Origin of the sequence: Actinoallomurus purpureus (assembly GCF_024055795.1) — a bacterium.
GTDB classification, from domain to species: Bacteria; Actinomycetota; Actinomycetes; order Streptosporangiales; family Streptosporangiaceae; genus Actinoallomurus; species Actinoallomurus purpureus.
In genome coordinates, this window is the sequence record NZ_JAMXMY010000020.1 from 115,881 (window position 1) to 141,022 (window position 25,142).

At 71.4% G+C, this 25,142-nt stretch carries 26 protein-coding genes; 15 read left to right on the top strand and 11 right to left on the bottom strand.

Annotated features, from left to right (window positions below):
* Positions 1 to 87: 87 nt before the first annotated feature.
* The 6 genes from ligD (at position 88) to NE236_RS31470 (ending at position 4,311) form a co-directional block, all read left to right on the top strand.
* A complete protein-coding gene (gene ligD, locus NE236_RS31445; RefSeq protein ID WP_252845832.1) occupies positions 88 to 984 on the top strand; it encodes a non-homologous end-joining DNA ligase in 897 nt (298 codons plus the stop codon).
* A gap of 148 nt (positions 985 to 1,132) precedes the next feature.
* Complete coding sequence (locus NE236_RS31450; protein WP_252845833.1) at positions 1,133 to 2,476, top strand: dihydrolipoyl dehydrogenase family protein; 1,344 nt, start codon at positions 1,133 to 1,135, stop codon at positions 2,474 to 2,476.
* A 21-nt stretch (positions 2,477 to 2,497) separates the two neighbouring features.
* The gene (locus tag NE236_RS31455) at positions 2,498 to 2,677 is read left to right on the top strand and encodes an Rv3202a family protein (protein WP_252845834.1); all 180 of its coding nucleotides are present in this window, start codon (positions 2,498 to 2,500) and stop codon (positions 2,675 to 2,677) included.
* A 138-nt stretch (positions 2,678 to 2,815) separates the two neighbouring features.
* Positions 2,816 to 3,436, top strand: coding sequence for a TetR/AcrR family transcriptional regulator (locus NE236_RS31460; RefSeq protein WP_252845835.1), 621 nt, complete (start codon positions 2,816 to 2,818; stop codon positions 3,434 to 3,436).
* Positions 3,437 to 3,699: 263 nt separating this feature from the next.
* Entirely contained in the window at positions 3,700 to 3,927 is a 228-nt protein-coding gene (locus tag NE236_RS31465; protein ID WP_252845836.1) for a DUF3107 domain-containing protein, read from the top strand.
* Between the two features lie 120 nt (positions 3,928 to 4,047).
* Positions 4,048 to 4,311, top strand: a complete 264-nt coding sequence (locus NE236_RS31470) for a GlsB/YeaQ/YmgE family stress response membrane protein (RefSeq protein ID WP_252845837.1) — start codon at positions 4,048 to 4,050, stop codon at positions 4,309 to 4,311.
* An 89-nt stretch (positions 4,312 to 4,400) separates the two neighbouring features.
* Here the strand turns inward: NE236_RS31470 and NE236_RS31475 are convergent, their stop codons facing one another.
* The 3 genes from NE236_RS31475 to NE236_RS44760 form a co-directional block, all read right to left on the bottom strand.
* Positions 4,401 to 6,314, bottom strand: coding sequence for a serine/threonine-protein kinase (locus NE236_RS31475; protein ID WP_252845838.1), 1,914 nt, complete (start codon positions 6,312 to 6,314; stop codon positions 4,401 to 4,403).
* 98 nt (positions 6,315 to 6,412) lie between these two features.
* Positions 6,413 to 7,057 carry a ferritin-like fold-containing protein gene (locus tag NE236_RS31480; protein WP_252845839.1) on the bottom strand — a complete coding sequence of 215 codons (645 nt, stop codon included), beginning with the start codon at positions 7,055 to 7,057 and terminating at the stop codon, positions 6,413 to 6,415.
* Between the two features lie 196 nt (positions 7,058 to 7,253).
* Entirely contained in the window at positions 7,254 to 7,565 is a 312-nt protein-coding gene (locus tag NE236_RS44760) for a hypothetical protein (RefSeq protein ID WP_252845840.1), read from the bottom strand.
* On the opposite strand from NE236_RS44760, the gene NE236_RS31490 reads away from it, so the two are divergent.
* Complete coding sequence (locus NE236_RS31490; RefSeq protein ID WP_372494463.1) at positions 7,494 to 9,308, top strand: DEAD/DEAH box helicase; 1,815 nt, start codon at positions 7,494 to 7,496, stop codon at positions 9,306 to 9,308. The genes NE236_RS44760 and NE236_RS31490 overlap by 72 nt on opposite strands.
* 80 nt (positions 9,309 to 9,388) lie before the next feature.
* Here NE236_RS31490 and NE236_RS31495 read toward each other — a convergent pair whose 3' ends face one another.
* The 3 genes from NE236_RS31495 to NE236_RS31505 all read right to left on the bottom strand — a co-directional run bounded on the left by NE236_RS31495 (position 9,389) and on the right by NE236_RS31505 (position 13,333).
* On the bottom strand, positions 9,389 to 11,083 hold the full coding sequence (locus NE236_RS31495; RefSeq protein WP_252845841.1) for a serine/threonine-protein kinase: 1,695 nt from the start codon (positions 11,081 to 11,083) through the stop codon (positions 9,389 to 9,391).
* A 134-nt stretch (positions 11,084 to 11,217) separates the two neighbouring features.
* Positions 11,218 to 12,429, bottom strand: a complete 1,212-nt coding sequence (locus NE236_RS31500; protein ID WP_252845842.1) for an RNA-guided endonuclease InsQ/TnpB family protein — start codon at positions 12,427 to 12,429, stop codon at positions 11,218 to 11,220.
* A 175-nt stretch (positions 12,430 to 12,604) separates the two neighbouring features.
* Positions 12,605 to 13,333, bottom strand: a complete 729-nt coding sequence (locus NE236_RS31505; protein WP_252845843.1) for a glycerophosphodiester phosphodiesterase — start codon at positions 13,331 to 13,333, stop codon at positions 12,605 to 12,607.
* A gap of 91 nt (positions 13,334 to 13,424) precedes the next feature.
* Between NE236_RS31505 and NE236_RS31510 the strand changes: the two genes are divergently transcribed.
* Both NE236_RS31510 and NE236_RS31515 read left to right on the top strand, forming a co-directional pair.
* Entirely contained in the window at positions 13,425 to 14,294 is an 870-nt protein-coding gene (locus tag NE236_RS31510) for an alpha/beta fold hydrolase (RefSeq protein WP_252845844.1), read from the top strand.
* Between the two features lie 86 nt (positions 14,295 to 14,380).
* Positions 14,381 to 15,280 carry an oxygenase MpaB family protein gene (locus tag NE236_RS31515; RefSeq protein ID WP_252845845.1) on the top strand — a complete coding sequence of 300 codons (900 nt, stop codon included), beginning with the start codon at positions 14,381 to 14,383 and terminating at the stop codon, positions 15,278 to 15,280.
* Positions 15,281 to 15,385: 105 nt separating this feature from the next.
* Here the strand turns inward: NE236_RS31515 and NE236_RS31520 are convergent, their stop codons facing one another.
* Both NE236_RS31520 and NE236_RS31525 read right to left on the bottom strand, forming a co-directional pair.
* Complete coding sequence (locus NE236_RS31520; protein ID WP_252845846.1) at positions 15,386 to 16,267, bottom strand: RecB family exonuclease; 882 nt, start codon at positions 16,265 to 16,267, stop codon at positions 15,386 to 15,388.
* Between the two features lie 4 nt (positions 16,268 to 16,271).
* Positions 16,272 to 16,943 carry an MBL fold metallo-hydrolase gene (locus NE236_RS31525; RefSeq protein ID WP_252845847.1) on the bottom strand — a complete coding sequence of 224 codons (672 nt, stop codon included), beginning with the start codon at positions 16,941 to 16,943 and terminating at the stop codon, positions 16,272 to 16,274.
* Between the two features lie 216 nt (positions 16,944 to 17,159).
* Here NE236_RS31525 and NE236_RS31530 point away from each other — a divergent pair, with 216 nt between their 5' ends.
* A complete protein-coding gene (locus NE236_RS31530) occupies positions 17,160 to 17,774 on the top strand; it encodes a LysE family translocator (protein WP_252845848.1) in 615 nt (204 codons plus the stop codon).
* A gap of 139 nt (positions 17,775 to 17,913) precedes the next feature.
* On the opposite strand, the gene NE236_RS31535 is transcribed toward NE236_RS31530, so the two are convergent.
* The 3 genes from NE236_RS31535 to NE236_RS31545 all read right to left on the bottom strand — a co-directional run bounded on the left by NE236_RS31535 (position 17,914) and on the right by NE236_RS31545 (position 20,420).
* On the bottom strand, positions 17,914 to 18,771 hold the full coding sequence (locus tag NE236_RS31535) for a PHP domain-containing protein (RefSeq protein ID WP_252845920.1): 858 nt from the start codon (positions 18,769 to 18,771) through the stop codon (positions 17,914 to 17,916).
* A gap of 4 nt (positions 18,772 to 18,775) precedes the next feature.
* Positions 18,776 to 19,396, bottom strand: coding sequence for a DUF6758 family protein (locus NE236_RS31540; protein ID WP_252845849.1), 621 nt, complete (start codon positions 19,394 to 19,396; stop codon positions 18,776 to 18,778).
* An 85-nt stretch (positions 19,397 to 19,481) separates the two neighbouring features.
* A complete protein-coding gene (locus tag NE236_RS31545) occupies positions 19,482 to 20,420 on the bottom strand; it encodes an HpcH/HpaI aldolase/citrate lyase family protein (protein WP_252845921.1) in 939 nt (312 codons plus the stop codon).
* A 42-nt stretch (positions 20,421 to 20,462) separates the two neighbouring features.
* Here NE236_RS31545 and NE236_RS31550 point away from each other — a divergent pair, with 42 nt between their 5' ends.
* The 5 genes from NE236_RS31550 to NE236_RS31570 all read left to right on the top strand — a co-directional run bounded on the left by NE236_RS31550 (position 20,463) and on the right by NE236_RS31570 (position 25,125).
* Positions 20,463 to 20,975, top strand: a complete 513-nt coding sequence (locus NE236_RS31550; RefSeq protein ID WP_252845850.1) for a hypothetical protein — start codon at positions 20,463 to 20,465, stop codon at positions 20,973 to 20,975.
* 146 nt (positions 20,976 to 21,121) lie between these two features.
* Positions 21,122 to 22,483, top strand: coding sequence for a magnesium transporter MgtE N-terminal domain-containing protein (locus NE236_RS31555; RefSeq protein WP_252845851.1), 1,362 nt, complete (start codon positions 21,122 to 21,124; stop codon positions 22,481 to 22,483).
* Entirely contained in the window at positions 22,480 to 23,043 is a 564-nt protein-coding gene (locus NE236_RS31560; protein WP_252845852.1) for a DUF1003 domain-containing protein, read from the top strand. The genes NE236_RS31555 and NE236_RS31560 overlap by 4 nt, the downstream gene beginning before the upstream one ends.
* A 20-nt stretch (positions 23,044 to 23,063) precedes the next feature.
* A complete protein-coding gene (locus tag NE236_RS31565; protein ID WP_252845853.1) occupies positions 23,064 to 24,200 on the top strand; it encodes an Mrp/NBP35 family ATP-binding protein in 1,137 nt (378 codons plus the stop codon).
* A 58-nt stretch (positions 24,201 to 24,258) separates the two neighbouring features.
* Positions 24,259 to 25,125 carry a glycoside hydrolase family 16 protein gene (locus NE236_RS31570; RefSeq protein ID WP_252845854.1) on the top strand — a complete coding sequence of 289 codons (867 nt, stop codon included), beginning with the start codon at positions 24,259 to 24,261 and terminating at the stop codon, positions 25,123 to 25,125.
* Positions 25,126 to 25,142: the final 17 nt, after the last annotated feature.

Here is a 25,142-nt window from a genome sequence, read left to right on the forward strand (position 1 = left end):
AAGCCGTGATGCCGGGGAGATCGCCCCTGAACGGTTCGGCACGCGGCGGCTCGGCGAGCAGGCCGGTGAGTCCCCCGAGGAGAGCTGGTGAGCGGCACCAAGACGAGCGTCCAGGTCGACGGCGTGCGGGTGACGCTGTCCAACCTCGACAAGGTTCTCTATCCCCGGAACGGATTCACGAAGGGCGCGGTCATCGACTACTACGCGCGGATCGCACCGGCCATGCTGCCGCATCTGAAGGACCGTCCGGCGACGCGCCTGCGCTACCCCGACGGCGTCGAAGGTCAGACGTTCTTCGAGAAGAACGCGCCCGCGCACACCCCGGACTGGGTGCGCACGGTCCGCCTGCCGACGCCCGGCGGGAGCCGCGACGCGGTGAACTTCGTGGTCATCGACGATCTTCCCGCCCTGGTCTGGTGCGCGAACCTGGCCGCGCTCGAGCTGCACGTGCCGCAGTGGCGGGTCGGCCCACGGGGCGGTGCGCACGACCCGGACCTGCTGGTCTTCGACCTCGACCCCGGCCCGCCCGCCACGGTCGAGGAGGCTCGCGAGGTCGCCTGCCTGCTGCGCGACCTGCTCGAGGCGGACGGGCTGCGATCGTTCCCGAAGACGAGCGGCAAGAAGGGACTGCACCTGTACGTCCCGATCAAGGAGACCTCCGACGAGCGCACCTCGGCGTACGCCAAGGAGGCGGCCCGCAGGCTCGAGGAGGAGCACCCGCGCCTCGTCGTCAGCCGGATGGACAAGAAACTGCGATCCGGCAAGGTCTTCGTCGACTGGAGCCAGAACAACCGGCACAAGACCACGGTCGCGCCGTACTCTTTGCGAGCCGCCGAGGAGCCCTCCGTCTCCACGCCGGTGACGTGGGACGAGGTCGACTCCGACGCGGAGCTGCGGTTCGGGCCCGACGAGGTGCGCAAGCGCGTCGACCGGCACGGCGACCTGCTTGAACCGCTGTCGACTATCCGTCAAAAGCTGCCGTGAACCGTCAGGGTGCGTACACGAAGGTGCCCGGTGCGTCACCATTGGTCGGAGGGTCCACAATCGTGGGGCGGTGGTCACGGCACCGGAAAGCCGTGGTCGCCGGTGGAGGTGACACGCGCATGCCGCGTGGAATGGGAAGGATGATCAGGTGACGGACGACGCGCAGGACAGGCGCTACGACGTCGTTGTGCTGGGCGGAGGCTCCGGCAAGAACATCGCCGCCGAACTGGCGCGGGCGGGCCGGTCGGTCGCGTTGGTGGAGAGCCGCCTGGTCGGCGGGGAATGCCCCTACTTCGCGTGCATGCCCTCGAAGACGCTGCTGCACTCGGCCCGGCGCAACGAGACATGGGAGCACGCCGTCGCGCGGCGCGACGAGGTGACCCGTCATCTCGACGACGCGGCCACCGCCGCCCAGATGGCCGAGGCCGGGGTGACCATCGTGCGCGGCCACGGCAGGGTCGTGCGTCCCGGCGCGGTCGAGGTGGACGGCACCGAATACGGCTACACGGACCTCGTGGTGGCGACCGGCAGCGAGCCGGTACGACCCCCGGTCGAGGGCATCGACGACGTGCCCACCTGGACCAGTGACGAGGCCCTCACGCGACCGGACCTGCCACGCCGGCTGGTGGTGCTCGGGGGCGGCGCGGTCGGCTGCGAGCTCAGCCAGATCTACGCGGCGTTCGGCTCCCAGGTCACACTGGTCGAGCCGGCCGAGCGGCTGCTGGCGGCCGAGGCGCCGTTCGTCGGCGACGTGCTCGCCGACGCGCTCCGCCGGATGGGCACCGACCTGCGTCTCGGCGTCGCGGCGACGAGCGCGGAGCGCACCGAGACCGGGCTGCGGCTGCGCCTGTCCGACGGCAACCACATCGACGCCGACCGCATCCTCATCGCGGCGGGCCGGCGCCCGCGCGTCGCGGACCTCGGCCTGGAGACGACCGGCGTACGGTTCGACCCGGAGAAGGGGATCGCCGTCGACACCACCTGCCGGGCCGTCCTCACCGAGGAGACGGGCACCGACGGCACGACCGTATGGGCGGCCGGCGACGTGACCGGGATCGCGCCCTACACCCATGCCGCCAACTACCAGTCCGGAGTCGTCGTCTCGAACGTCCTCGGCAAGCGCCGCGAGGCCGACTACCGGGCGATCCCCCGCGCCGTCTACACGACGCCCTCGGTGTACGCGGTGGGCGTCTCCCCGCTGGCCGCGAGCGGGCTGGAACTGGTCGCGGCCGGGTACGACCTGTCCGGGACCGCCCGCGCCGCCGTGGAGGACGACGACCGCGGCCGGGTGGAGCTGTACGCCGACCGGGCGCGGGGCGTTCTCGTGGGCGCCGCCGCGGTGGGGCTCTACGCCGAGGAGTGGATGAGCGAGATCACATTGGCCATCCGGGCCGAGACACCGCTGAGCATTCTGACCGATGTGGTCCACGCCTTCCCGACGTACGGCGAGGCCATCGAACCGGTCCTGCGCGAACTGGCCGAGCAGCTCTGAAGACTCCCTGGGGGAAACGCCATGTCCGATGACGAGATCGAACGGAGCTTCGAGGCTCCGGAGGCCGACGCCGCCGAGCAGCACGTGGCGGTCCGGGAGAGCGAACGCCACTGGCCGACAGGGCTTCCGGTCGAGGTCAACGAGGCCGACGCCGCGGAGCAGAGGTTCGAGGTCGCCCTCGACGAGGACGACTACCGGTGACGGCGCCGACGGCCGTACGGCGGAACGGTGGAGGCGACGGCGGCGACTTCCGCCGGTCCGACGTTACCCGGTCGTAGGATAGGAACCCTCAGCGCGCGGCGCCACGGCGTCGCCCGGACAGGTGATCGGAGAACTCAGGTGACCGCAACCCCGGACGCCCGCCCCCGGGGCACGAGGCTCCCCCGGCTGGCTCGCCGCCGGCAGTTGCTGGGTGCCGCCCAGGCGGTCTTCGTGGCGCAGGGCTATCACGCCGCCGCGATGGACGAGATCGCCGAACGGGCAGGCGTCAGCAAGCCGGTGCTGTACCAGCACTTCCCGGGCAAGCTCGAGCTGTACCTCGCACTGCTGGACGAGCACGCCGAAGGGCTCGTCCAGCGCCTGCGCGACGCGCTGGCCTCCACGCCGGACAACAAGCTGCGGGTCCAGCGGACCACCGAGGCCTTCTACGACTTCGTGGCCGGGGAGGGCGAGGCCTACCGCCTGGTCTTCGAGTCCGACCTGCGCAACGTCGCGGCCGTGCGCGCCCGGGTGGACCGCACCAACCAGCTGTGCGCCGAGCTGATCGCTCAGGTCATCCAGGAGGACACCGGCGTCTCCAGCGACGAGGCTCATCTTCTCGGGATGGGGCTGGTCGGCATGGCGGAGGTCAGTGCGCGCTACTGGCTGTCGCAGCGCGGCACGATCCCCAAGGAGCAGGCCGAGCACCTCATCGCGCGGCTCCAGTGGCGCGGCATCGGCGGTTTCCCGCGCACCACCTGAGCGCGGAACAGGCGTCGGATCAGGGAGCGGCGCGAGCCCGGCAGTCCATTCCGCGCGGGCTCTGAGTCACCGCGGGGCCGCGATGCCTCGTCCTGCCGGTTCCGCGGCGTGACGTCGCCTTGTCGCGGGGCGTGGGCTCCTGGAGTCCCAGGCGCCGGGTCGTTTCGCCCCGGACCGTGCGATAGTGCCGGTGAGCCGGATGAGACCGGCCCGGAGGTACACCACGGGCGGTCGTGGCATCGCCCCGCGACGGAGGGAACGACGTGCAGGTACGAATCGGTGTTCAGTCGGTGGCGAAGGAACTCGTCGCGGAGACCTCGCTGTCCGCCGACGAGGTGGAGCACGCGGTGAACGACGCGGTGGCCGAAGAGGGCGGTGTCTTCACGCTCCACGGCAAGAACGGCGCCAGGATCGTCGTGCCGGCGGCCAAGCTCGCCTACGTGGAGATCGACGAGTCAGAGACGAGGAGCGTCGGCTTCGGCTCCTACTGATCGCTCGAGGAGACTCGTTCCGGCTTTTCAAAGAGATTGGAATGAGTCCCTCGAACGAGGGCATACAGACCGCGCGAATCCGAAACGCCGGACTCCATCCGGCAGGAGGTGGTCTGAGAAATGCTGATGACAATACTGTGGTTCGTCATTATCGGCGCGATCATCGGGGCTCTCGCGCGCCTGGTCGTTCCTGGCCGGAATCCGATGGGCATCGCCCTCACGATCCTGATCGGGATCGTCGGAGCGGTGATCGGCGGCGTCATCGCCAACGTCCTCGGTGCGGGAAGCATCATCGCCTTCATCATCGCGGTCCTGGTGGCCGTTGCCGGCGTCGTACTGGTCAGCGGACGCGGTCGATGGGGTTCGCGCCGCGGCGCGCTCTGACCGAGCGGGCCCGTACCGGTCCACACGGGCCGATCCGGCCGAACCCCCTCCAGCGAGGCCCCCGCGTTCCGCGGGGGCCTCGCCGTGTGTCAGGAGCGCGTCGGCGTGGGCGTCTTCGCCGCGGTGCCGGTTTTGGACGCCTTGGCCGCCGCCACGATCTCCGGGCGGACGTACGCGCCCAGCCGCGCGTACGGCACGTCGTACCCCCGGCCGACGTCGGCGTGCGGGCAGTTCAGGTCGATCCAGTCGCGGATCGTGAACGTGAAGCCGGTCGTCGTCGGCGCGATCTCCAGCGTGCGCCCCAGGTCGTGCCCGGTGAGGGGGCGGCCGGGAAGGCACACGCCGCCGTTCGCATCCGGTTTGATGATCCGCGCCAGTCCGCGCGCTCCGGCGGAGGTCCGCGCGGCGGGGAGCAGCAGGTCCGTGGCTCCCAGCGCCCGGCCCGTCGCCAGGTCGAGCACGAGACTCTCCTGGGAACTCGCGGGGATCTGCCGGTTGGAGTCGCTGCTGTCGGCGAACGTGTAGGTGACCGACAGCAGCTTCGGCCCGCCCAGCCCCACCGAGGCGGCCGACTCGAGGGTGCCGGTCGGCTGGCTGTCCGCCTGGCCCGTCGACATGACGAACGCGGTCTTCAGCTGGGCCAGCGTGCGGTCGACCGGCACCCGCAGCGCCTTGTTGACCTTCGCCTGCACCACGGCGTTCTTCAGGCCGCTCACCTGGACGTATCGCGTGATCATCGTACGGCCCCGGCGGAGCGTCGCCGTGGAGGCCGCCACGTTCACGCGGAGGGGCTGGACGACGGCCGCCGGACGCGTCGGCCGGGCCGCCGGATGGCCTCCTCCGGAGGTGACGACGATGGCGGTCCCGGCCGATCCGACGACGACGGCTCCGGCGATCGCCACGGTCGCCTTCGCCCCGACGCCCGACAGCAGGGACTTGCCCGCTCCCTGGGCGATGCCTCCGGCGTGACCCGCGCCGCCCGCCGCGTGACCCGCGCCCGCGCTGCTCCCGGCCCCGGGGGCGCCTCCCCCGGCCGCGGGCCCCGCACCGCCGGCGCCGCCCGCTCCGCCTCCGCCCGCCGCGCCACCGACCGCGCCACCGCCCGCCGGCGCCCCCGAGCCGCCCGCGAGCAGCGCCGCGAAGGGGAACAGGGCCGCCAGCCCGGCGGCCGCCTCGGCGAGGCGCCGCCACCCGTGGGACTCCCAGTCCGATCCGTACGCGGCCGTGGCCGCGCGCTCCAGTTCGGTCACGAACACGGCCGCGCCCGTCGGCCGCTCCGCGGGATGCTTGGCCATCCCCCGGGCGACGAGCCCGCGCACCGCGTCCGGGACCTCGTGCAGCGGCACCTGGGTGTTCGTGTGCTGGGCGCGGTACGCCTGCGCGCTGTCGCCGGGGAACGGCGTGTGGCCGGTGACGCACTCGAAGAAGACGCACGTCGCGGCGTAGACGTCGGTGGCCGGGGCCACGGGCGCGCCCTGCCACTGCTCCGGCGCCATGTACGGCGGCGTACCGAGGATCTCGCCGGTCTGCCCGGAGCGCAGGGCGATGCCGAAGTCGATCAGTTTGCTGTGGCCGTCGGCGCGCACCAGGACGTTCGGGGGCTTGTAGTCGCGGTGCACGACGCCTCGCTCATGGGCCGCGCCCAAGCCGAGCAGGGACCCTTTCAGCACCGCCAGCGCCGCCTGCGGCTCGAACGGGGCCTGCCGTTCCAGGAGCGTCCGCAGCGAAATCCCGTCGACCGCCTCCATCACGATCGCCGCACCGTGCGCGGACTCGACATAGTCGTACAGGCGCGCGATGTACGGGCTGTCCAGATGCCGCAGTATCTGCGCCTCGGCCCGGAAGCCGGTGCGGAACCGCTGATCGGCGAGGATGTCCGTGGTCAGGTACTTCACCGCGACATGCGTCCCGGACTCGTCGTGCCGCGCGAGCACCACGCGGCCGAAGCCGCCCTTACCCAGCTCACGCACTTCCGTATAGCCGGGAAGCGCCCAATCGCCCAAGTTCGTCCTCCTCCGTCAAGAGGGGGAAGGTACTGGATACACACCGTCACCGGAAGGAACGCCACGCATATTCCGGTGCCGAACTCAGAGCTCAGAGGTCAGTCGCGCAGGTTGATCGCCCGCATCCGGGTCTGGTGCCGGTCGACGATCCGGCCGAACATCGTCGCGACGTCCGCATCGCCGAACAGCGCTCCCGCCTCCGGGCGCCCCTCGGCGAGGGCATGGGCCTGACTGAGCGCCTCCCCGACGAGGCGCCGGGCCCACAGCCCCAGCCGCGACGCGAGCCGGGGATCGTTCTCCGCCGCGGCGCGCAGCCGCTCGGTGAGGATCTCCGCGTGGCCGGAATCGGCCAGCGACTCACGGACCACCGTCCGCGTCCCCGGGTCGGCCTTGTCCACGGCCTCGCGGTAGAGGTCTGCCAGGATGGGGTCGGCGACGTACACCTTGGTCAGCGCCTCCATCGCGTCGGCGGGGCGCGCGCGCTCGTGGAAGGCGGTGATCGGCTCCTGGAAGGGGCGCATGGCCTCGTACGGATCCGCCCCCGCCCCGATCAGCCGGTCGCGCAACAGTTCGAACCGTGTGAACGCTCCGGTCGCCAGGCCGGCCAGGACGACCTTGTCCTCGTACGACGCCGCCCGGCCCGCGTCCGCCGCCCGCTGCTCGAACGCGGACAACCGCACGCACGCCAGCAGGCCGTAAAGGGCACGCGGCTGTGCCTGAGAGGGAGATCCGGCCGGAGACATGAAATGAAATCGTACGCGGAGGCGTTGACAAGGACAGCGGGGCTTTTGTATTCCGTCCCCGCCAGCTACACTGCGTGGCGAACTGTGACCGGTCGCTGCAGAGCGCGACCCCATACCCGGTCACCCCTTAGGAAGAATTTGACGGCTGGTCCCTCCCGCGCGAAGGCGCGACTGAACGCGACGACCGGCGGGTGCCTCAGAGCCCTGCCGGAGACGGCGCATGAGTCGCAACCGCGAGACGGCTCGCCGCGCCACCGTCACGGTGCGTACGCGGCGTTGAGCGGACCCCGCACACTGGAGGCTGAAGGCCCTGACGACCTTTCGTGAGCTCGGGGTTGTCCCCGAAATAGCAGATGCCCTCGAAACCGAGGGCATCATCGAACCGTTCCCGATCCAATCGCTCGCCGTTCCGATCGGCCTCGGCGGGCACGACATCATCGGCCAGGCCCGCACGGGCACCGGCAAGACCCTGGCCTTCGGCATCCCGCTGTTGCAGCGCATCGAGCACGGCGGGAAGAAACCGCAGGCCCTGGTCATCGTGCCGACGCGTGAGCTGGCCGTCCAGGTCACCGACGACCTGACCGTCGCCGGCGGCAAGCTCGGCAGCCGAGTGCTGTCGGTCTACGGCGGCCGCGCGTACGAGCCACAGATCGACGCCCTGAAGAACGGCGTCGAGGTGGTCGTCGGCACGCCCGGGCGGCTGCTCGACCTGGTCAAGCAGAAGTACCTCGACCTGTCCCAGGTCTCGGTGCTCGTCCTGGACGAGGCCGACCGCATGCTCGATCTCGGCTTCCTGCCCGACATCGAGCGCCTCGTCGCCAAGGTGCCCGCGCGGCGCCAGACGATGCTGTTCTCGGCCACCATGCCGGGCGAGATCGTCGCGCTGTCGCGCAAGTACCTCACCCGGCCGACCAACGTACGGGCCGAGTCGCACGAGGAGTCCGAGACCACCCCGCAGGTGGTGCAGCACGTCTTCCAGGCGCACCAGATGGACAAGCCCGAGCTGCTCGCCCGGGTCCTGCAGGCGCGCGGCCGCGGCCTGACGATGGTGTTCTGCCAGACCAAGCGCGCCTGTGACCGGGTCGCCGAGGACCTCGCCAAGCGGGGCTTCGCGGCAGCCGCCGTGCACGGCGACCTCGGCCAGGGTCAGCGCGAGCGCGCCCTGCGCGCCTTCCGCGCCGGCAAGATCGACGTGCTCGTGGCCACCGACGTGGCTGCGCGCGGCCTCGACGTCGACGACGTCACCCACGTCGTCAACTACGAGTGCCCGGACGCCGCCGACACCTACGTGCACCGGATCGGCCGTACCGGCCGTGCGGGCAAAGAGGGCATCGCGGTGACGCTCATCGACTGGGCGAACCTGCAGCGCTGGAAGCTGATCAACACCACGCTCGGCCTGGACTTCGCAGAGCCGGCGGAGACCTACTCCACCTCCGAGCACCTGTACGAGACGCTCGACATCCCGTCCGACATCACCGGCATCCTGCCGAAGGCCCAGCGGGACCGTGCGGGGCTGGAGGCCGAGGAGGTCGAGGACATCGGCGAGACCGGCCGTTCCCGGTCGCACCAGCGGCGCGAAGAGCCGCGCCATGAGGAACCGCACCGTGAGGAGCCGCGCCGCGCGGCCCGGCAGCCCAGTCGCTCGCGCCAGCGCACGCGCAACGGCCGTCCGGTGGGGCATGAGGCCGACGCCGTCACCGCCGGTCAGGCCGCACGGCGGCACACCAGCAGGCCGGCGGAGGCGGCGACGCATCCGGCCGAACCGGCGGTGCCTCCGGTCGAGGTGGCGACACCTTCGGTGGAGGCTGCGACGCCTCCGGTCAAGGCAGCGGCGCCTCCGGTGGAGGTACCGGTCGAGGTGACGGCACCTCCGGTCAAGGCAGCGACGCCGTCGGCCGAGACCGCCGCGGAGGTGACGGAGACCGTCGCGCCCGCACGCCGCGCTCCCCGGCGCACTCGGGAGGCGTCCGTCGCGCCGCCCGCGGCACGTGAGAGTTCCGAGGTCGTCGAGGCCGCGCAGGCCGATGAGGCTCCGGCCGCACCGGCGATGCCGTTCAGCCCGAACCTGGCACCCGCGGAGCAGTCCGAGCAGGCCCCTGTGGTGGTGAGCCCGGCCGGCATCCCGATGGTGCAGTTCCTGCCGCCGCCGTTCGACGGCACGGAGGAGATCCAGGAGTTCGTCGAGCCGGTACGCCCGGCGGCCAACAGGAAGCGCCGGGCGCGGGCCGGCGGTGCACGCGAATCCGCCTGACGAGCGGCTGAGGAGGGGCGTGGTCGAGGTCACGCCCCTTATTCGTGCCCTGGGACGGGCCGACCGGAGCCGCGGCGTTCTCAGCCCACGGTCGTGACGCGCGAGATCCGGTAGTCGTCGAAGTCCACGACCATCCGGCCCGCGCGCGGTTGCGTCCCTACTACCACGACCAGGCCCGTCTGCCCGCCCTGCAACGTGTCCTGCGCGTCCACCGCCTCGACGGTGAGACGGCCGTTCAGCCACAGCCGGAGACGGACCTTCGCCCCGTCGGGCTCGCACCGGATCGCGAAGTGATTCGCGCGGGGTGGACCGGCTGCGGCGTCGGCGTCGGCGTCGATGTCGTATCCCGTGGCCCGGGGAACCTGGGCGAGCGTACGGGAACCTCCAGCGGTCACCTTGCGGATGAACGCCCCCTGGCCGTCGTTCCTCACGAGGAACACGTAGCCGTCGAGGATCCGGTAGTCCGGTCCCCGGCACCACAGGCCCATCATGCCGTCGCCGGGCCCGGAGACCACGGCCACGTCGGCGTCCACCTTCATCCGGGCGGGCAGATCCGCGGACGGGAACGGCGCCGGCTTCGAATCGTTGCCGACGCGGCCCTCGGCCCTCATGCGGTAGCGCCCGCCGACGTAGGAAGTGTTCTTGTCGACGTCCCAGGTCCGCGCTTCCGCATTGAACTCGCTGGTATAGATGGTGGTGGTCACGTCCCTGGAGGGGGACCGCAGGGCGACGATCGACCCGACAGTGGCGGCGGCCGTGGCGGCGACCACACCGATCCAGACGAGGCGCCGGACCCTCGACGGGCGCCGCTTCGCCTTCCGCTGATCGACCGGCTCGGGGCTCGCCGTGTCCGCGACGAGTGTGCCGGCGAGGCCGCTCTCCGTCATGGGACCGGCGGGTACGGACCGTTCCTGGGTGCCCACGTCGGTCTCCGGCTCAGCCCTGCCGCTCCGCGCATGGCCCACGAGCCCGGCCAGCAGTTCCTGCGCGGACGGGCGCCTCGCCGGATCCTTGTCGAGCGCCCGTTCCACCAGCGGCCGTACCGCGTCGTCCAGGCCGTCGAGCAGGGGCGACCCGTGAGTGATCCGGTAGAGCACGGCGGGCACGGTGGCTCCGGGGAACGGCGCACTGCCCGTTCCGGCGAAGGCGACGACGGCGCCCCAGGCGAAGACATCGGACGCCGTCGTCGCCCGCTCGCCCTGGATGACCTCGGGGGCCATGTACGCGGGAGTGCCGATGAGCTGACCGGGGCGGGTCGCCTCGGTCACGCTGTCGAGGGCCCGGGCGATGCCAAAGTCGATCACCCGGGGTCCCATCGGGGACAGCAGCACGTTCGCGGGTTTCAGGTCGCGGTGCACGATCCCCGCGCCGTGGATCGCGCCGAGGGCCGTCGCCACCCCGACCGCGAGATGCTCGAGGCTCGATCCGCTCATCGGTCCGGAATCCCGGACGAACTCGTCGAGGTTCGGCCCGGCCACGTACTCGGTGACGATGTAGAGCGGCTCACCGTCGACCCGTGCGTCGAGTACGGGGGCGGTGCAGAACCTGCGGACGCGGCGGGCGGCCGCCACCTCGCGGCGGAACCGGACGCGGAAGGCGGGGTCGTCCGCGAAGTCGAGGTTGATCACCTTGACGGCCATGCGCTCGCCGGAAGCCGACTCGGCGAGGTACACCGTGCCCATTCCGCCTCGGCCGATCACCCCGAGCAGGCGGTAGGGACCCAGCTCCGTCGGATCGGCGGCGCGGAGAGGGCCGATCCGGTCGTCGACCGACATGGTTTTCCGACCCCCCGTATCACCCCATGACCCACCGGTCACGCAGACTAACGGAGATCAAGGACCATGGCCTTGACTTCCTCCCCCTTCTGAAGAAAGGGGGATTCCCATCGGCCTTGCGGCCGATCCGGCCTTTAGGCCGGGCGCCTCACGGCGCGGGTTTCCTGTTTCAGCGCCGACTGCGGAAGGGAGGACCCTTGCCGTCTGACACCAGCTCCACAGGCATCACCAGAGGATCTCTCCCTGGCTACGGCTCGACCAGCCGCAAGGATGTTCTTGGCCGCGTTGATGTCCCGGTCGTGCCGGGTGCGGCAGCCCGGACACGTCCAGTGCCGGGTGGAAAGACTCAGCTCCGCGAGCAGGTGCCCGCAAGCCGAGCAGGTCTTGGAAGACGGATACCAGCGATCGATCACCACGAGCGTGCGCCCGGCGCGTTCGGCCTTGTACTCCAGCTGCCTGCGGAACTCCCCCCATCCCGCATCGCTGATGACGCGCGCCAGCTTCCGGTTCTTGACCATGTTGGTGACCGCGAGGTCTTCGATGACGATGGTGTCGGCTCTGCGGATCAGGTTGGTGCTGGTGCGGTGCAGGAAGTCGGCGCGGGCGTTGCGGACCTTGCGGTGGGCGCGGGCCACCTTCGCCTTGGCCTTGCGCCGGTTGGCGCTCCCGCGCTCGCAGCGGGCCATCCGCCGCTGATACCGGGCCAGGTTGCGGGCCTTGCGCTCCAGATGCCGGGGGTTGGCGATGCGTTCCCCGTCGGAGGTGACCGCGAAGTCCTTGATCCCCAGATCGACGCCGATGGCGTGCCCGGCCTCATCGATGGGGTCGGGGGCGTCGGTGTCGACGGCGAACGTGACGTACCAGCGGCCGTCCGGATCCCGGGAGATGACGACCATGGTGGGGTCGAGCGTGGCGGGGTCCACGTCCTCGAAAGACCACACGAACCTCAGCGGCGTGGTGGTCTTGGCCATGTGCAGCTCGCCGTTCTTCATGCGGAACGCCGAGCGGGTGTAGTGCGCGGTCTGCCGGGAGTTGCGGTTCTTGAACCGCGGGTATTTGGCGCGTCCGGCGAAGAAGTTCGCGAACGCCGCGTGCTGGTGGCGCAGTGTCTGCTGCAGCGGAACCGAGGACACCTCCGAGAGGAACGCCAGGTCTTCGGTCTTCTTCCATCCGGTCAAAGCGGCGTCGGTCTGCTTGTAGGAGGTCTTCTGGCCCCGCTGGTGGTACGCCGTGTGGCGTTCGGTGAGGGTCTTGTTCCACACGAGGCGCACACAGCCGAACGTGCGGCTGAACACCGCCGCTTGTTCGGGGTCCGGGTAGGCCCGGCACTTGCACGCCGTCCGCATGACCGACACCTTACAACTGTCGCGCTCCCATGTAAGGCGAATGACCGTATGTCGGCGGACTCCGTTCTCAGGCCGTCCCGGCTACGCCGGGCCGTTCCTGACGGAGTCCGGATTCCTCCCCGGCCTGAAGGCCGGGGCATCCTCCGGAGGACAAGGTGAAAACGGATCCCGCGGCCTATCCGGCGGGGTGCACGCCCGCCTGGCGCAGGCGCAGGGCGTGACGCGGCCGGTCGGTGATGAGCACGGTCACCCGCTCGTCACTGAGGAAGCGCCGCATCCGCGGCTCGTCGTTGACCGTCCACACCATGGCGGGAATGCTCAGCCGACCGCACATGCGCAGCACGGTGGCGTGGGCGAGCCTGCGGTGCACCGCGAGCCAGTCGGCGCCGCACTCGCGCATGCGGCGTAGGGGGTACAGCTCCTGGATCCGCGTCGGCGCCTTCATCAGCCAGGAGACCTCGCGGAGACTGCGACCGAGCGACAGCGCGGCAGTGACCTGCGGGAACTCCCGCTTGATCCGTGCGATCGAGGAGTCCTCCAGCGTCGTGGCGACGAAGCCGTCCGGGCCGAGGATGTCGAGCGCGAGTGCGACGACCTCCGACTCGTCGCCGACCTCCTTGAGGTCGAGATGTCCCTGAGCGCGGCCGGCGATCAGTGCCATGACGTCGCGGACGCGGGGCACCCGGTGGCCGGCCACCGCGCACAGCTCCTCGTAGGTCAGCCTCGCCACGGGGTGGTTCGCCACCCGCGGGTCGTGGAAGACGACGAACTCCCCGTCGCGCGTGCGGCGGATGTCGAACTCGACGTACTCCGCGCCGGTGGTGAGGGCGCTTTCGTACGCCTCCCAGGTTGCGGCCCGGGCGACCTCGGATCCGCCCTTGTGGGCGGAGACGGCAGTCGTCATGGTACGAGAGTACCTTCGCGATCCCCCGTGAATTACTAGTCAAACCGTTACGATGGTGTTGATTGCAGCATGGGGAAGTAAGCTCCTGCCAGTGAGTACGCCCCGGTTCCTTACTTTGCCTCCCGGCGTCCGCCGCACGGAAATCGACACCTCGCGCGGCACGTTCGCCGTTCTCGAGGCGCTTCCGGGGTCCGGCGTCTGTGAGCGGGGGCCGGCACTGCTGGTGCCCGGCTTCACCGGCAGCAAAGAGGACTTCATCGCGGTGCTGCAGACCCTCGCGGGTGCGGGACGCCGCGTCGTGGCGCTCGACATGCGCGGCCAGCACGAGACCCCGGGCCCCGACGATCCGTCGGCCTACACCTGCGCCGCGCTCGGCGCCGACATCGGCGCCGTCCTCGAGCACTTCGACGACCACGTGCACCTCGTCGGGCACTCCTTCGGCGGGCTGGTGACCCGTGAGGCGGTGATCGGCGATCCCACCATGCTCGCGTCGTACACGCTGATGAGCTCCGGACCGGCCGCGATCGGCGGATCACGCGAGGTCGAAGGCCGGGTGATGCTCGCGGCGCTGCCCAAGGTCGGCCTGGAGCACCTGTGGTCGACCCGGATCGAGCCCGAGGTGGTCACCAAGGGGGTTCCTCGGGAGATCGTGGCGTTCCTGCGCCGGCGGATGTTCATGAACGCCCCCACCGGCCTCATGACCATGGCCCGGGAGGTGCTGTCCTCGCCCGACCGGGTCGACGACCTCACCAAGGTCGCCGACGACGTCGACCTGCCGATCCTCGTCCTGTACGGCGAGAACGACGACGGATGGGAGCCCCGCGAGCAGGCCGCCATGGCCGAGCGCCTGGGCGCCCGCAAGGTCGTCATTCCCGGCGCCGCCCACTCCCCCGCGGTCGAGGCACCGGAGACCACGGCGAGCGCGCTGACCGCGTTCTGGAACGACGCCGAACGCGCCTGATCCTCCGAGCCCTCCGCGAGAACAGGTGCGGGTTTGAGACAAGAAACGAGTAGCGTCTCATGTAACTGATCACTTACGATGACCTCATGGGACCGACCGTTCAGCCCCCGCAGAGCGTGACCTGGCAGGTCCACATCGACCGGTCGATGTGGATCGGCGGAGTGCGCGGCCTCATGCTGCAGGCCCTGCATCCCATCGCGATGCGCGGCGTATGGCAGAACTCCAATTTCCAGGAGGACCCGATCGGCCGGCTGCAGCGCACGGCCGACTTCGTGGGCGTCGTCACCTGGGGAACGGCCGAAGAGGCCGACCGCCTCGGCCGCCGGGTCAGGGACATCCACCGCGCCCTGCGAATCAAGGACCCGGACACCGGGCGCGTTCACCGCGTCGACGACCCGGAGCTGCTCCTGTGGGTGCACTGCGCGGAGGTCTCCTCCTACCTGGAGGTCGCGCGCCGCTCCGGGCTGCGGCTCACCGACCGGCAGGCCGATCGCTACCTCGCCGAGCAGCGACGCAGCGCCACCTACGTGGGCCTTCACGAGGAGGACGTCCCGGGCAGCCTGGCGGAGATGGAGGCCTTCTTCGAGGCGATGCGCCCACGGCTGAAGGCCACCCCGGAGGCCCGCTCGACCGTACGCTTCCTGCTGTGGCCCAGGCTGCCCGAGGAGATGCGGTGGCTGACGGCCGGCAAGCCGGCCTACGTGCCGTTCGGCGCGCTGTGCTACTACTCGCTGCCCCGCTGGGCCCGGCGGATGTACGGAACCCTGCCCGAGCTGCCGAGCCCGGTCGTGACGGCGGCGCTGAAGTCCTTCCGCCTGGCGATGAACACCCTCCCGGAGAAGGTCCACGACCTGTCGTTCCAGCAGGCGACCAAGGACATGCTCGAAGGCGCCCGGCAGCGGCTCGCCGCCGAGGGCTACGACCTCGACAAGGGCCTGCAGGGCCTACGCGACCCCCGCCGCTGGCCCACCGGCACCGCCGCCTGATCCGGCCGGCCACCGAAGGACCATTCCGGTAGCCCGCCGGGCCGCGGGCAGCCGGCCAACCTTTCGGGAACCGTCAGGTGCCTGCCCACGGGGGAGGCGGACCGGTCACTCCGGGAGGGCGGACCAGGGGTCGCGGGCGGGGGCGGCGGCGCGGCCCTCCGGGCAGTGGCGCGCGAAGTCGCACCAGGCGCACAGCGCTCCGGGGCGGGGCGGGAACCGCTCGTCGAACGCCGCGTGACGGCGTTCCGGCGTCGCCTGCCCGGCTTCGGCCTGCCAGGGGTGGGCGCGGTACCAGTCGTCCGCCTCACCGCACTCCTCGGCGATCTGCTCGGCGCGGCGGAGGTGACGGTCGAGGGAGTCGTCGGTGTGCTCCCACACCGCGACCTCACCGGTCGGCAGGTGATGGAGTTCGACGAGGCGGCACGGAGCCCGCATCATCCGGCGGGCCGCCGCGGCGTACAGCGCGAGCGCCAGGGACGCGCGGGCGTCGTCGGCGGTGAGCGGCCGGCGGCCGGTCTTGTAGTCGACGACCACGAGCTCGCCGCCGCGCCGGTCCAACCGGTCGACCCGTCCCTGGACGGTGATCACATGCGTCTTCATCGAGACCGTGCGCTCGACGCCGACCGGCTCGTCCGCCGGATCGAGCCCGGCGGTGTAGCGCAGGACCATCTCCCGGGCGCGGTGCCGCCACTCGGCGGACTGGGCGTCGTCCCGGAAGCCGTCGGTCAGCCAGCCCCGGTCGAGCAGCCGACCGGCCGCCTCGGGCGTCCGCTCCTCGAGCGGCAGCCGCCACCAGCCGGCGAGGGCGTTGTGGACGCTGGCCCCGACGCTGTTGTGCGCCCACGGCGGACCCCTCTCCGGCTTCGGCCGGTCGAGGTAGGTCATCCGGTAGCGGCGCGGGCAGTCGAGCCAGGTGTTCAGGCGGGAGGGCGTACAGGGATAGAGCCGCCTCGGCATCCCCTCGAACCCGAGCTGCTCGGCCGCCATGGCGTCAGTCCTCTGAACTCGGCTCCTGCGCGAGCGCGAACCAGCTCTCCCACTGGGAGTCCTCGTCGCCGACGGTGGTCTCCTCGCCCTGGCCGGGCAGCACCCGCATCTCCTTGGGCAGCGGCCCGAGCAGCGACCCGATGGAGTTCAGCTGGTCCTGCAGGTCGTGGTATTCGTCACCGACCCGGCCCGGGCGCCCCTTGTGCAGGGTGTCGCCGGAGAACAGCACGCCGAGCTGCTCGCTGTAGAGGCAGATGCTGCCGGGCGTGTGCCCGGGCGTGTGCATGACCTCGAGCTGCGCGTCGGCGATCTCGAAGACGCCGCCGTCCTCGATGTCGATGTCGGGCGTGAGGTCCTTCATGAACTCCGAGTCCTCGTCCTTCCTGGCGAGGGCACGGAAGTACTGACGCCACAGGAGGCGGTCCCGCGAGTGCAGGCCGATCGGCGCCGGGTCCTCCGCATCGGCCTCGGCGATCTCAAGGACGGCGCTCAGATGGTGATCGCGGCCGTCGGTACAGATGACGGCCATCACCTCACGCTCGCCGATCTTCTTGAGAATCTCCTCGGCGTCGTTGGCCGGGTCGATCACGATCACCGCGTCGTCGTCTCCGACGATGTAGGTGTTGCTCTCAACGTCGTACTCGGTGTCGTCGACGGTGACCTTGCCAGACGTCACCACTTTGTCGATACGCGCGTCCACACTGGAACCTTACCGACTTCCCACGCCCGGCGCGCAGCACGCGGGCCGATCCGGTCGCCGAGGCCGCCGCTGGACCAGCGGTCGATCGATCAAGGCCGACGAAACACGCATGAAACAGCGCCGCTTTACGCTCCATATCGGACATCCGTCGCGAAGGGGACGATCAGTGCACGAATCAGCCGAGAACCGCCGATGGGCGAGGTGATCTGGCTCGGTGTGCTGCTCGGCGTCGGCGCGGCCCTGTCCGTCGGGCCCATCTTCGTCACCATCCTGAACGAGGCCGCCACACGCGGCTTCGGCGCCGCGTTCCGCGTCATCCTCGGCTCCGCCACCGCCGACGTGATCCTTCTGCTGCCGGCGCTGGCCTTCGCCTGGGTCATCGCGGCCATCGCCCAGGCCGCGTTCTGGGTCGGGCTGGTCGGCGCGGCGTTCTTCCTCTGGCTGGCCGTCGGCGCCCTACGGGACGCCGTACGGCTGTGGCGCGCGGAGACGGCCCCGACCGCCGAGGGATGGGCGTTCTGGAAGGGCGTCGTCGGGAACCTCGCCAACCCGCTGACGTGGACGTTCTGGCTGGCCACCGGCACGCCCGCGATGCTCCGCGCGAAGCACCTCGCCGGCTCGGCCGGCCTGGCGGTCTTCACCGTGACGTGGTTCGTGGTCGCCTCCGGCCTGGAGGCGGTCATCGCCCTGGCGGTGGCCCGCTCGGGCCGTCGCATCGGCCACCGCGGCCAGGGCGCCTTCACCGGCCTGTCGGCTGCGGTCTTCGTGGCCCTGGCCGGCCTGATGGTCAGCCGATCCGCAGGCTGATCACTGGATCCACTGCCGCCATATGGGGCCTGTTGCAAAAGCCTGCCGTGTTGGTTGACTGACTGCGTGGGGTGACGGTGATCTGCCTCAGCGACCGCCAATGATCATGGCTCGGGACGCCGGCTCCGGCCGCCGGCGGTCAGCGGGCCCGGGCTCGGTCCGGTGCTGCGCCGGTGGCCTGGGACATGAGGGTCTCGTACGCCTCCGGTGCCGTCGTCTCCGCGCCGAGCCGGTGGCCGGTGAGCTCGCCGTGGTCGTCGCTCGCGCCGGTCACGAACAGGCCCAGGTCCGCCGCGAGTCCCCGAACGTCGGCACGGTCCGCCGCCGCGTGGTCCGGGTGGTCGGCCTCGATGCCCGCCAGGCCGACGCGGGCCAGGCGCGCGATCTCCTCGTCGGTGACGAGATACCCCCGCCGGGACGCCCGGGGATGCGCGAGCACCGGTACGCCGCCCGCCTCGCGGACCAGCCCGACGGCCCCGACGGCGTCCAGGGCGTACCGGTCGACGTACGCGCGACCGCCCTCGCCGATCCACTCGCGCGTGAACGCCTGGTCCACGCTGGAGATCACACCGGCATCGACCATCGCACGGGCGATGTGGGGCCGGCCGGGCACGGAGTCGCCGGTGATCCGCTGGACCGTCTCCCAGGTGACCGGCGCGCCGAGCCGGCGCAGGCGCTCGACCATGCCGCGCGCCCGGTGCGCGCGGTCCTCGCGGATGCGGCGGCGTTCGGCCGCCAGTTCGGGCTCGTCGGGGTCGAACAGGTAGGCCAGCAGGTGGAGGCTGCGGCCGCCGAGGCGGCAGGAGAGCTCCATGCCCCGGACGAGGGTCATGCCCGCCGGCAGCGCGCGGACGGCCTCGGCGTGACCCGCGACGGTGTCGTGGTCGGTCAGGGCGAGGACGTCGACGCCTGCGGCGTGGGCGCGGCGGACGACGTCGGCGGGCGGCTGGGTGCCGTCCGAGACGGAGCTGTGGGAGTGCAGGTCGATGCGCACGATCCGATCATGCACCGAGCCGGGGACACGCCGCTCCGAACGGCACGTCGAGGTCCGCCTCCCGCAGGTCGCGCAGGCGCAGGTCCTCGAGCATGAGCGGGCCCGCCGAGGGGGGCCACAAGATCGCCCAGAGCCAGTGACCGAGCGCCTCCCCCGCGAACGCCGCCGTCTCGGCGGTGGACACCGCCCACAGCGGCAGCGGGTGACCGTCGATGTCGACCTTCGCGTCAGGCGTCGAGGTCCCGAAGTCGTGCCCGGGGTCCGGGCCGGACAGCCCCGCGTACGACGCGCCGAGGCCGATGCCGGGCTCCTCCGCGACAAGGATCAGGTCGGCCGGGCCGCCGACCGGTGACGGGCCGGACAGTGCGACGGCGACGGCCCGGCTCCCGGTGCGCTCGTCGCCCGCGTCGGCGAAGCCCGTGACGAGCCAGCCCTTCGGCGGGGGCCAGGGCACCCAGATGGGGACCCGTGTTTCGGCCCGGACGGCCCCGAGTCCGTCCCGGCAGGGCCTCCGTGGTGGGCGCAGGGGACTCACCTCGCCGTGCGCGACGCAGGTCCAGGCGCTCGACCAGAGGTTCGGCGGTGTCACGGGCCCGCGGCACCGCGGGCAGATGGGCGCGGCCCTCATGGTGTTTCACGGTCCCGCTGTCGCGGGGGCCACGTCAAGGTTTCCGGTCACCCAAAAAATGGTGATCTGGGCTCTTCGCGAGGGGCTACTCGGGTGGCGTGAACTCCTTCGTGCGGCGAAGTCCGGCCGCGCGGCCCTTCGCGGCGATGACCAGGGCCATCTTCCGGGACGCCTCGTCGATCATCTCGTCGCCGAGCATCGCCGCGCCCCGGCCCTGCACCCGGGTCGCGTGGTCGTACGCGTCGAGGATCAGTTCGGCGTGGTCGTAGTCGTCCTGAGAGGGGGAGAACACCTCGTTGCAGGCCTCGACCTGCGCCGGATGCAGCACCCACTTGCCGTCGAAGCCGAGCGCGGCGCTGCGCCGCGCCGCCCGTGTGAACGCCTCGACGTCGCGGACGTTGAAGTACGGCCCGTCGATGGCCTGCAGGTCCCGGGCGCGGGCGGCGATGAGGATGCGCATCAGGATGTGGTGGTACGCGTCGCCCTCGGTGTAGCCGGGCGGCTGCTCCCCCACGACCAGTGTCTTCATGTTGATCGACGCCATGAGGTCGCCCGGCCCGAACACCAGCGCCTCAAGACGGGGGGACGCGGCGGCGATCTCGTCGATGCGCGTGAGGCCCCGGGCGTCCTCGATCTGTGCCTCGATGCCGATCCCGCCGACGGGCAGGCCGGTCGCCCGTTCGATCTGGGTGAGCAGGACGTCGAGCCACACGACATGGTCCGGGGAGGTGACCTTGGGCAGCATCAGGCAGTCGAGGTCGACTCCCGCGCCCTCCACGACCTCGATCACGTCGCGATGGGCGAACCCGGTCGTCGCGTCGTTGATCCGGACGACGCGGACCCGGTCGCCCCAGCCGCCGTCGTTCAGCGCGGCCACGGCGTTCGCCCGGGCGTCCGCCTTGGCGGACGGGGCGACGGCGTCCTCCAGGTCGAGGAAGAACTCGTCGACCGGCAGCCCTCGGGCCTTCTCGATGAACCGCGGGTTGCTGGCGGGCACGGCCAGGGTGCTGCGGCGGGCGCGCATCGGCATGCAGCGGATGGTAGTCCCCGTGAGATGCTGCGGCGTATGAGCGATCCCACCACCGCGCTCGTCGAAGAGGCCACCAAGAGGTCGGGCCTGATCTGGCTGACCCTGCCCGACCTCGCCCAGCCGCGCGCCGCCTGGCACCTGTGGCACGAGGGGGCGGCGTACGTCGTTACGGGCGGCATCGAGCAGCCGCTGCCGGGCCTGCCGGAGGCCGAGCGCGTCACCGTGACCGTCCGCAGCAAGGACAAGGGGGGCAGGATCGTCTCCTGGGTCGCCGCCGTGAGCGAGGTCGAGCCGGACTCGGAGGAGTGGGCCACGGTGGTCCCGCTGCTGGCCAAGGAACGCCTGAACGCCCCTGACGGCGCGGAGCAGACCGAGCGCTGGGCGAAAGAGGCGTTCGTCATGCGGCTCACGCCGACCGGAGAGGTCACCGAGACACCCGGTGAGATGCCCGCCGACTACTCGGCCGTCCGCCCGGTGCCCAGCCCCGCCACGTCCGTCGGCAAGCCGCCCTTCATGGTCGGCGGCCGGCGTCGCCGCCCCGACCGATGACAGCACAGAACCGCCTCCTCACGGGTCGCCGCTGACGCCGTCGTTCCGGCCGATGACATCCGTACGCCTCCGCGTCATCTCGCGGCTCCCACGGAATAGATCGCCCTTTACCTGGAGACAGGACGCGTATCGATAACCTTCGAGGCATGACCGGAACGCCGTCGCGGGTCTTCATCGCGCGCCTGGCGGGGATCGCGGTCTTCGACCCCGCCGGAGACCAGATCGGCCGCGCGCGCGACGTCGTCGTCGCGCTCCGCCCGCCGCCGCGGCCGCCGCGCGTGCTCGGCATGGTGGTCGAGGTCCCGCCGCATCGCCTCGTGTTCCTGCCGATCACCCGGGTGACCAACATCGACGCCGGTGCGGTGATCTTCGACGGCCGGATCAACATGCGCCGGTTCGAGAAACGCGACTCCGAGACCCTCGCACTCGGCGAGATGCTCGACCGGTCCGTCGAGCTCAAGGGCACCGGCGAGAAGGCCGTCGTCCTGGATCTCGGCATGGAACAGACCCGGACCCGCGACTGGCTGATCACGAAGGTGGCCGTCCGCCGTGTCGGCCCGGCGGCCGGACGCGGCCACGCCACGCGGCTCAGCCTGCGGCGGCGGCGCGGCGAGACGTTCGTCGCCGACTGGGACGCGGTCAGCGGCCTCACGCTCGTCGAGGAGCGGCAGGGCGCGGCCAGCCTCATCGCCGCGTTCGGGCAGATGCGCGCCCCCGACCTGGCGAACGTCGTGCACGAGCTGTCGGCCAAGCGCCGCGCCGAGGTCGCCGCCGCGCTGGACGACCGGCGGCTCGCCGACGTCCTGGAGGAGCTGCCCGAGGACGACCAGGTGGAGATCCTCGGCGAGCTGGACGTGGACCGGGCGGCCGACGTGCTCGAGGAGATGGGCCCGGACGACGCGGCCGACCTGCTCGGCGAGCTGCCCGCCGAGCAGCGCGAGCAGCTGCTGGCCCTGATGCAGCCCGAGGAGGCCGCGCCCGTACGGCGGCTGCTCACCTACGCCGACAACAGCGCGGGCGGCATGATGACCACCGAGCCGGTGATCGTGTCCCCCGACGCGACCGTCGCCGAGGCGCTCGCGCTCATCCGCAACGCCGACCTGAACCCGGCGATGGCCGCGCAGGTGTACGTCTGCCGCCCGCCGACCGCGACGCCGACCGGCCGCTACCTCGGCATGGTCCACTTCCAGCGGTTGCTGCGCGAACCACCGCCGACCCTCGTCAGCGCCATCTGCGACACCGAACTGGACCCGCTCCGGCCGTCGCGCTCGCTGGAGACGGTGGCCAGCTACCTGGCGACGTACAACCTGGTGTCCGTGCCGATCGTGGACGAGGGCGGGCACTTGCTCGGCACGGTCACGGTCGACGACGTCCTCGACCACCTGCTGCCGGATGACTGGCGGGAGAGCGTCATGGACGCGCCGGTGGAGGAGACCGACGAAGAGGAAGAGGCCCTGCGCGGCGCCGAGGCGTCGGGTGGCGGCGGAGGAGCGGTGAACGGTCGATGAGCACCGCCCTCGGCAGGAGCCGTGACGAGCAGCGCTTCGGACGCCTGGACCAGCCCCGCGAGTACCGCCGCACCATCTCGCCGCGGCTGTACTACGACCCTGAGGCGTTCGGTCAGTTCTCCGAGCGGATCGCGCGGTTCCTCGGCACGGCGCGGTTCCTCGTCTACATGACGGCGTTCATCACGATCTGGCTGGCCTGGAACGCCTTGGCGCCGGCGTCGCTGCGCTGGGACCCCTACCCCTTCATCTTCCTGACCCTCATCCTGTCGCTGCAGGCGTCGTACGCCGCGCCCCTGATCCTGCTGGCCCAGAACCGCCAGGCCGACCGCGACCGGGTGCAGTACGAGCAGGACCGCGGCCGCAACGAGCGGAGCGTCTCCGACACCGAGTACCTCACCCGTGAGATCGCGAGCCTGCGCATGGCGATGAGCGAGGTCGCCACCCGCGACTGGATCCGTGACGAACTCCAGCACGTGCTCAAGGAACTCGGGGGTCACCGCGCCGAGCCGGAGTGGCGCGAGTCTCCGGGTCGGGGCGAGCTCGGTTCGCCCGGCGGTTGACCCCTCAATACGATAGGGACATGGCCTCCCCTACGATCGAGCAGGTGACCGCGGCGCTCGCGACGGTGAACGACCCGGAGATCCGCCGTCCCATCACCGAGCTCGACATGATCAAGGGCGTCGACGTGGCCGCCGACGGCGGCGTGACGGTCGGCGTGTTCCTCACGGTCTCCGGCTGCCCGCTCCGTGACACGATCACCCGCGACGTCACCGCCGCCGTCTCCAAGGTCCCCGGCGTCACCGGCGTACGGGTCGACCTCGACGTGATGAGCGAGGAGCAACGCTCCGCCCTCCAGACGAAACTGCGCGGGGGGCAGGCTCCGAAGGAGATCCCCTTCGCCAAGCCCAACTCCCTGACCAAGGTCTACGCCGTGGCCAGTGGCAAGGGCGGCGTCGGCAAGTCCTCCGTGACGGTGAACCTCGCGGCCGCCATGGCCGCGCAGGGCCGCAAGGTCGGCGTCGTCGACGCCGACATCTACGGTCACTCCGTGCCCCGCATGCTGGGCGTCACCGGCCGGCCGACCCAGGTCGAGCAAATGATCATGCCGCCGAACTCCCACGGCGTGAAGGTCATCTCGATCGGCATGTTCACCGAGGGCAACGCGCCGGTCGTCTGGCGCGGCCCGATGCTGCACCGCGCGCTGCAGCAGTTCCTCGCCGACGTCTACTGGGGCGACCTCGACGTCCTCCTCATGGACCTGCCGCCCGGCACCGGCGACATCGCCATCTCGGTGGCCCAGCTGCTGCCCTCGGCCGAGATCCTCGTCGTCACCACGCCGCAGCAGGCCTCCGCCGAGGTCGCCGAGCGGGCGGGCGCGATCTCCGCGCAGACCCACCAGACGGTCGCCGGTGTGATCGAGAACATGTCCTACCTGCCCTGCCCGCACTGCGGCGAGCCGGTCGACGTGTTCGGCTCCGGCGGCGGACAGACCGTCGCCGACGCGCTGACCCGGACCCTCGGCACGTCCGTGCCGCTGCTCGGCCAGGTCCCGATCGACATCCGTCTGCGGGAGGGCGGCGACGCCGGCACGCCGATCGTGCTGGACGACCCCGACGCCCCGGCGGCGAAGGAGCTGCGGGCCATCGCCGACAAGCTCTCGGGCCGCTCGAAGAGCCTGCGCGGCCGTCAGCTCGGTCTGAGCCCGAACCGCGCGTGACCGATTCTTCGTACGCGTAATCGCTTGACCGGCCGTCCGGGCGTGGTTTCGTGTCCTCATGGCATTTCACCGCGCCCGTACGACCGTCCTGCTGTTAGCCTTCGCGGCCGCCGGATGCTCCTCCGGCGGCTCCGTGACCACCGCCGCGCCGCGCGCGGCCGGGCCGCCGGGCCCGGCGGCCCCCGCCGGTACGGCCTCCGCCACGCCGGCGCCCCTCCCCTCCGACGCGGTCCGGACGACGCGGCCGCGCGCCGGCCGTTCGGCCCGCGTGTACGGCCGGTGGGGCCGTCCCGTCCTCTACGACGACTTCGGTGGCGACCGGCTGAACCCGCGCACGTGGCAGGTCTACGACGCGCGGGGCGCCCTCTCCCATCCGGGCTCCCCCGCCGGGGTCCACGTGGCGGACGGACGCCTGCGGCTCGTCGGCGGGCTCTACGGCGGTAAGGACCAGTCCGCGGGCGTCGTCTCCCGCCTCGCCCAGACGTACGGCCGCTGGGAGGCGCGCCTGCGGGCCGATCGCGGTAACGGATACTCGGCGACCGCGTTCCTGTGGCCGACGCGGCTGGGCTCCCCGGAGTGGGCGGAGATCGACTTCGCCGAGATCATCGACGGGACCCGGCGTACGGGCGGGCTGTTCATCCACCACGGCCCGGACGACCGGCAGCTGATGAGGATCGCCCACGTCGACTTCACCCGGTGGCACACCGTGGCCGTGGACTGGCTGCCCTCGCGGCTGACGTTCTGGGTGGACGGCAAGGCGGTGTGGACCTACCAGGGGCCGTTCGTGCCGAAACAAGCGGACATGCACCTGAATCTGCGGAACGAGACGGCGGACGGCTTCCGCCGCCTCGCGAGCACGCCCCGAAGGGTGACCATGGAGGTCGACTGGGTCCGGGTGTTCCGCGCGCCGGAGATCACCCGCTGAGCGCCGCCTCCACTAGG

Bases quoted from the DNA above. Each gene is read 5' to 3' on its own strand.
- NE236_RS31455 (WP_252845834.1), top strand. From the start codon at position 2,498: ATGTCCGATGACGAGATCGAACGGAGCTTCGAGGCTCCGGAGGCCGAC.
- NE236_RS31470 (WP_252845837.1), top strand. From the start codon at position 4,048: ATGCTGATGACAATACTGTGGTTCGTCATTATCGGCGCGATCATCGGG.
- NE236_RS31480 (WP_252845839.1), bottom strand. From the start codon at position 7,057: ATGTCTCCGGCCGGATCTCCCTCTCAGGCACAGCCGCGTGCCCTTTAC.
- NE236_RS31495 (WP_252845841.1), bottom strand. From the start codon at position 11,083: ATGTCGGTCGACGACCGGATCGGCCCTCTCCGCGCCGCCGATCCGACG.
- NE236_RS31500 (WP_252845842.1), bottom strand. From the start codon at position 12,429: ATGCGGACGGCGTGCAAGTGCCGGGCCTACCCGGACCCCGAACAAGCG.
- NE236_RS31505 (WP_252845843.1), bottom strand. From the start codon at position 13,333: ATGACGACTGCCGTCTCCGCCCACAAGGGCGGATCCGAGGTCGCCCGG.
- NE236_RS31515 (WP_252845845.1), top strand. From the start codon at position 14,381: ATGGGACCGACCGTTCAGCCCCCGCAGAGCGTGACCTGGCAGGTCCAC.
- NE236_RS31520 (WP_252845846.1), bottom strand. From the start codon at position 16,267: ATGGCGGCCGAGCAGCTCGGGTTCGAGGGGATGCCGAGGCGGCTCTAT.
- NE236_RS31530 (WP_252845848.1), top strand. From the start codon at position 17,160: ATGGGCGAGGTGATCTGGCTCGGTGTGCTGCTCGGCGTCGGCGCGGCC.
- NE236_RS31540 (WP_252845849.1), bottom strand. From the start codon at position 19,396: ATGAGGGCCGCGCCCATCTGCCCGCGGTGCCGCGGGCCCGTGACACCG.
- NE236_RS31545 (WP_252845921.1), bottom strand. From the start codon at position 20,420: ATGCGCGCCCGCCGCAGCACCCTGGCCGTGCCCGCCAGCAACCCGCGG.
- NE236_RS31550 (WP_252845850.1), top strand. From the start codon at position 20,463: ATGAGCGATCCCACCACCGCGCTCGTCGAAGAGGCCACCAAGAGGTCG.
- NE236_RS31555 (WP_252845851.1), top strand. From the start codon at position 21,122: ATGACCGGAACGCCGTCGCGGGTCTTCATCGCGCGCCTGGCGGGGATC.
- NE236_RS31560 (WP_252845852.1), top strand. From the start codon at position 22,480: ATGAGCACCGCCCTCGGCAGGAGCCGTGACGAGCAGCGCTTCGGACGC.
- NE236_RS31565 (WP_252845853.1), top strand. From the start codon at position 23,064: ATGGCCTCCCCTACGATCGAGCAGGTGACCGCGGCGCTCGCGACGGTG.
- NE236_RS31570 (WP_252845854.1), top strand. From the start codon at position 24,259: ATGGCATTTCACCGCGCCCGTACGACCGTCCTGCTGTTAGCCTTCGCG.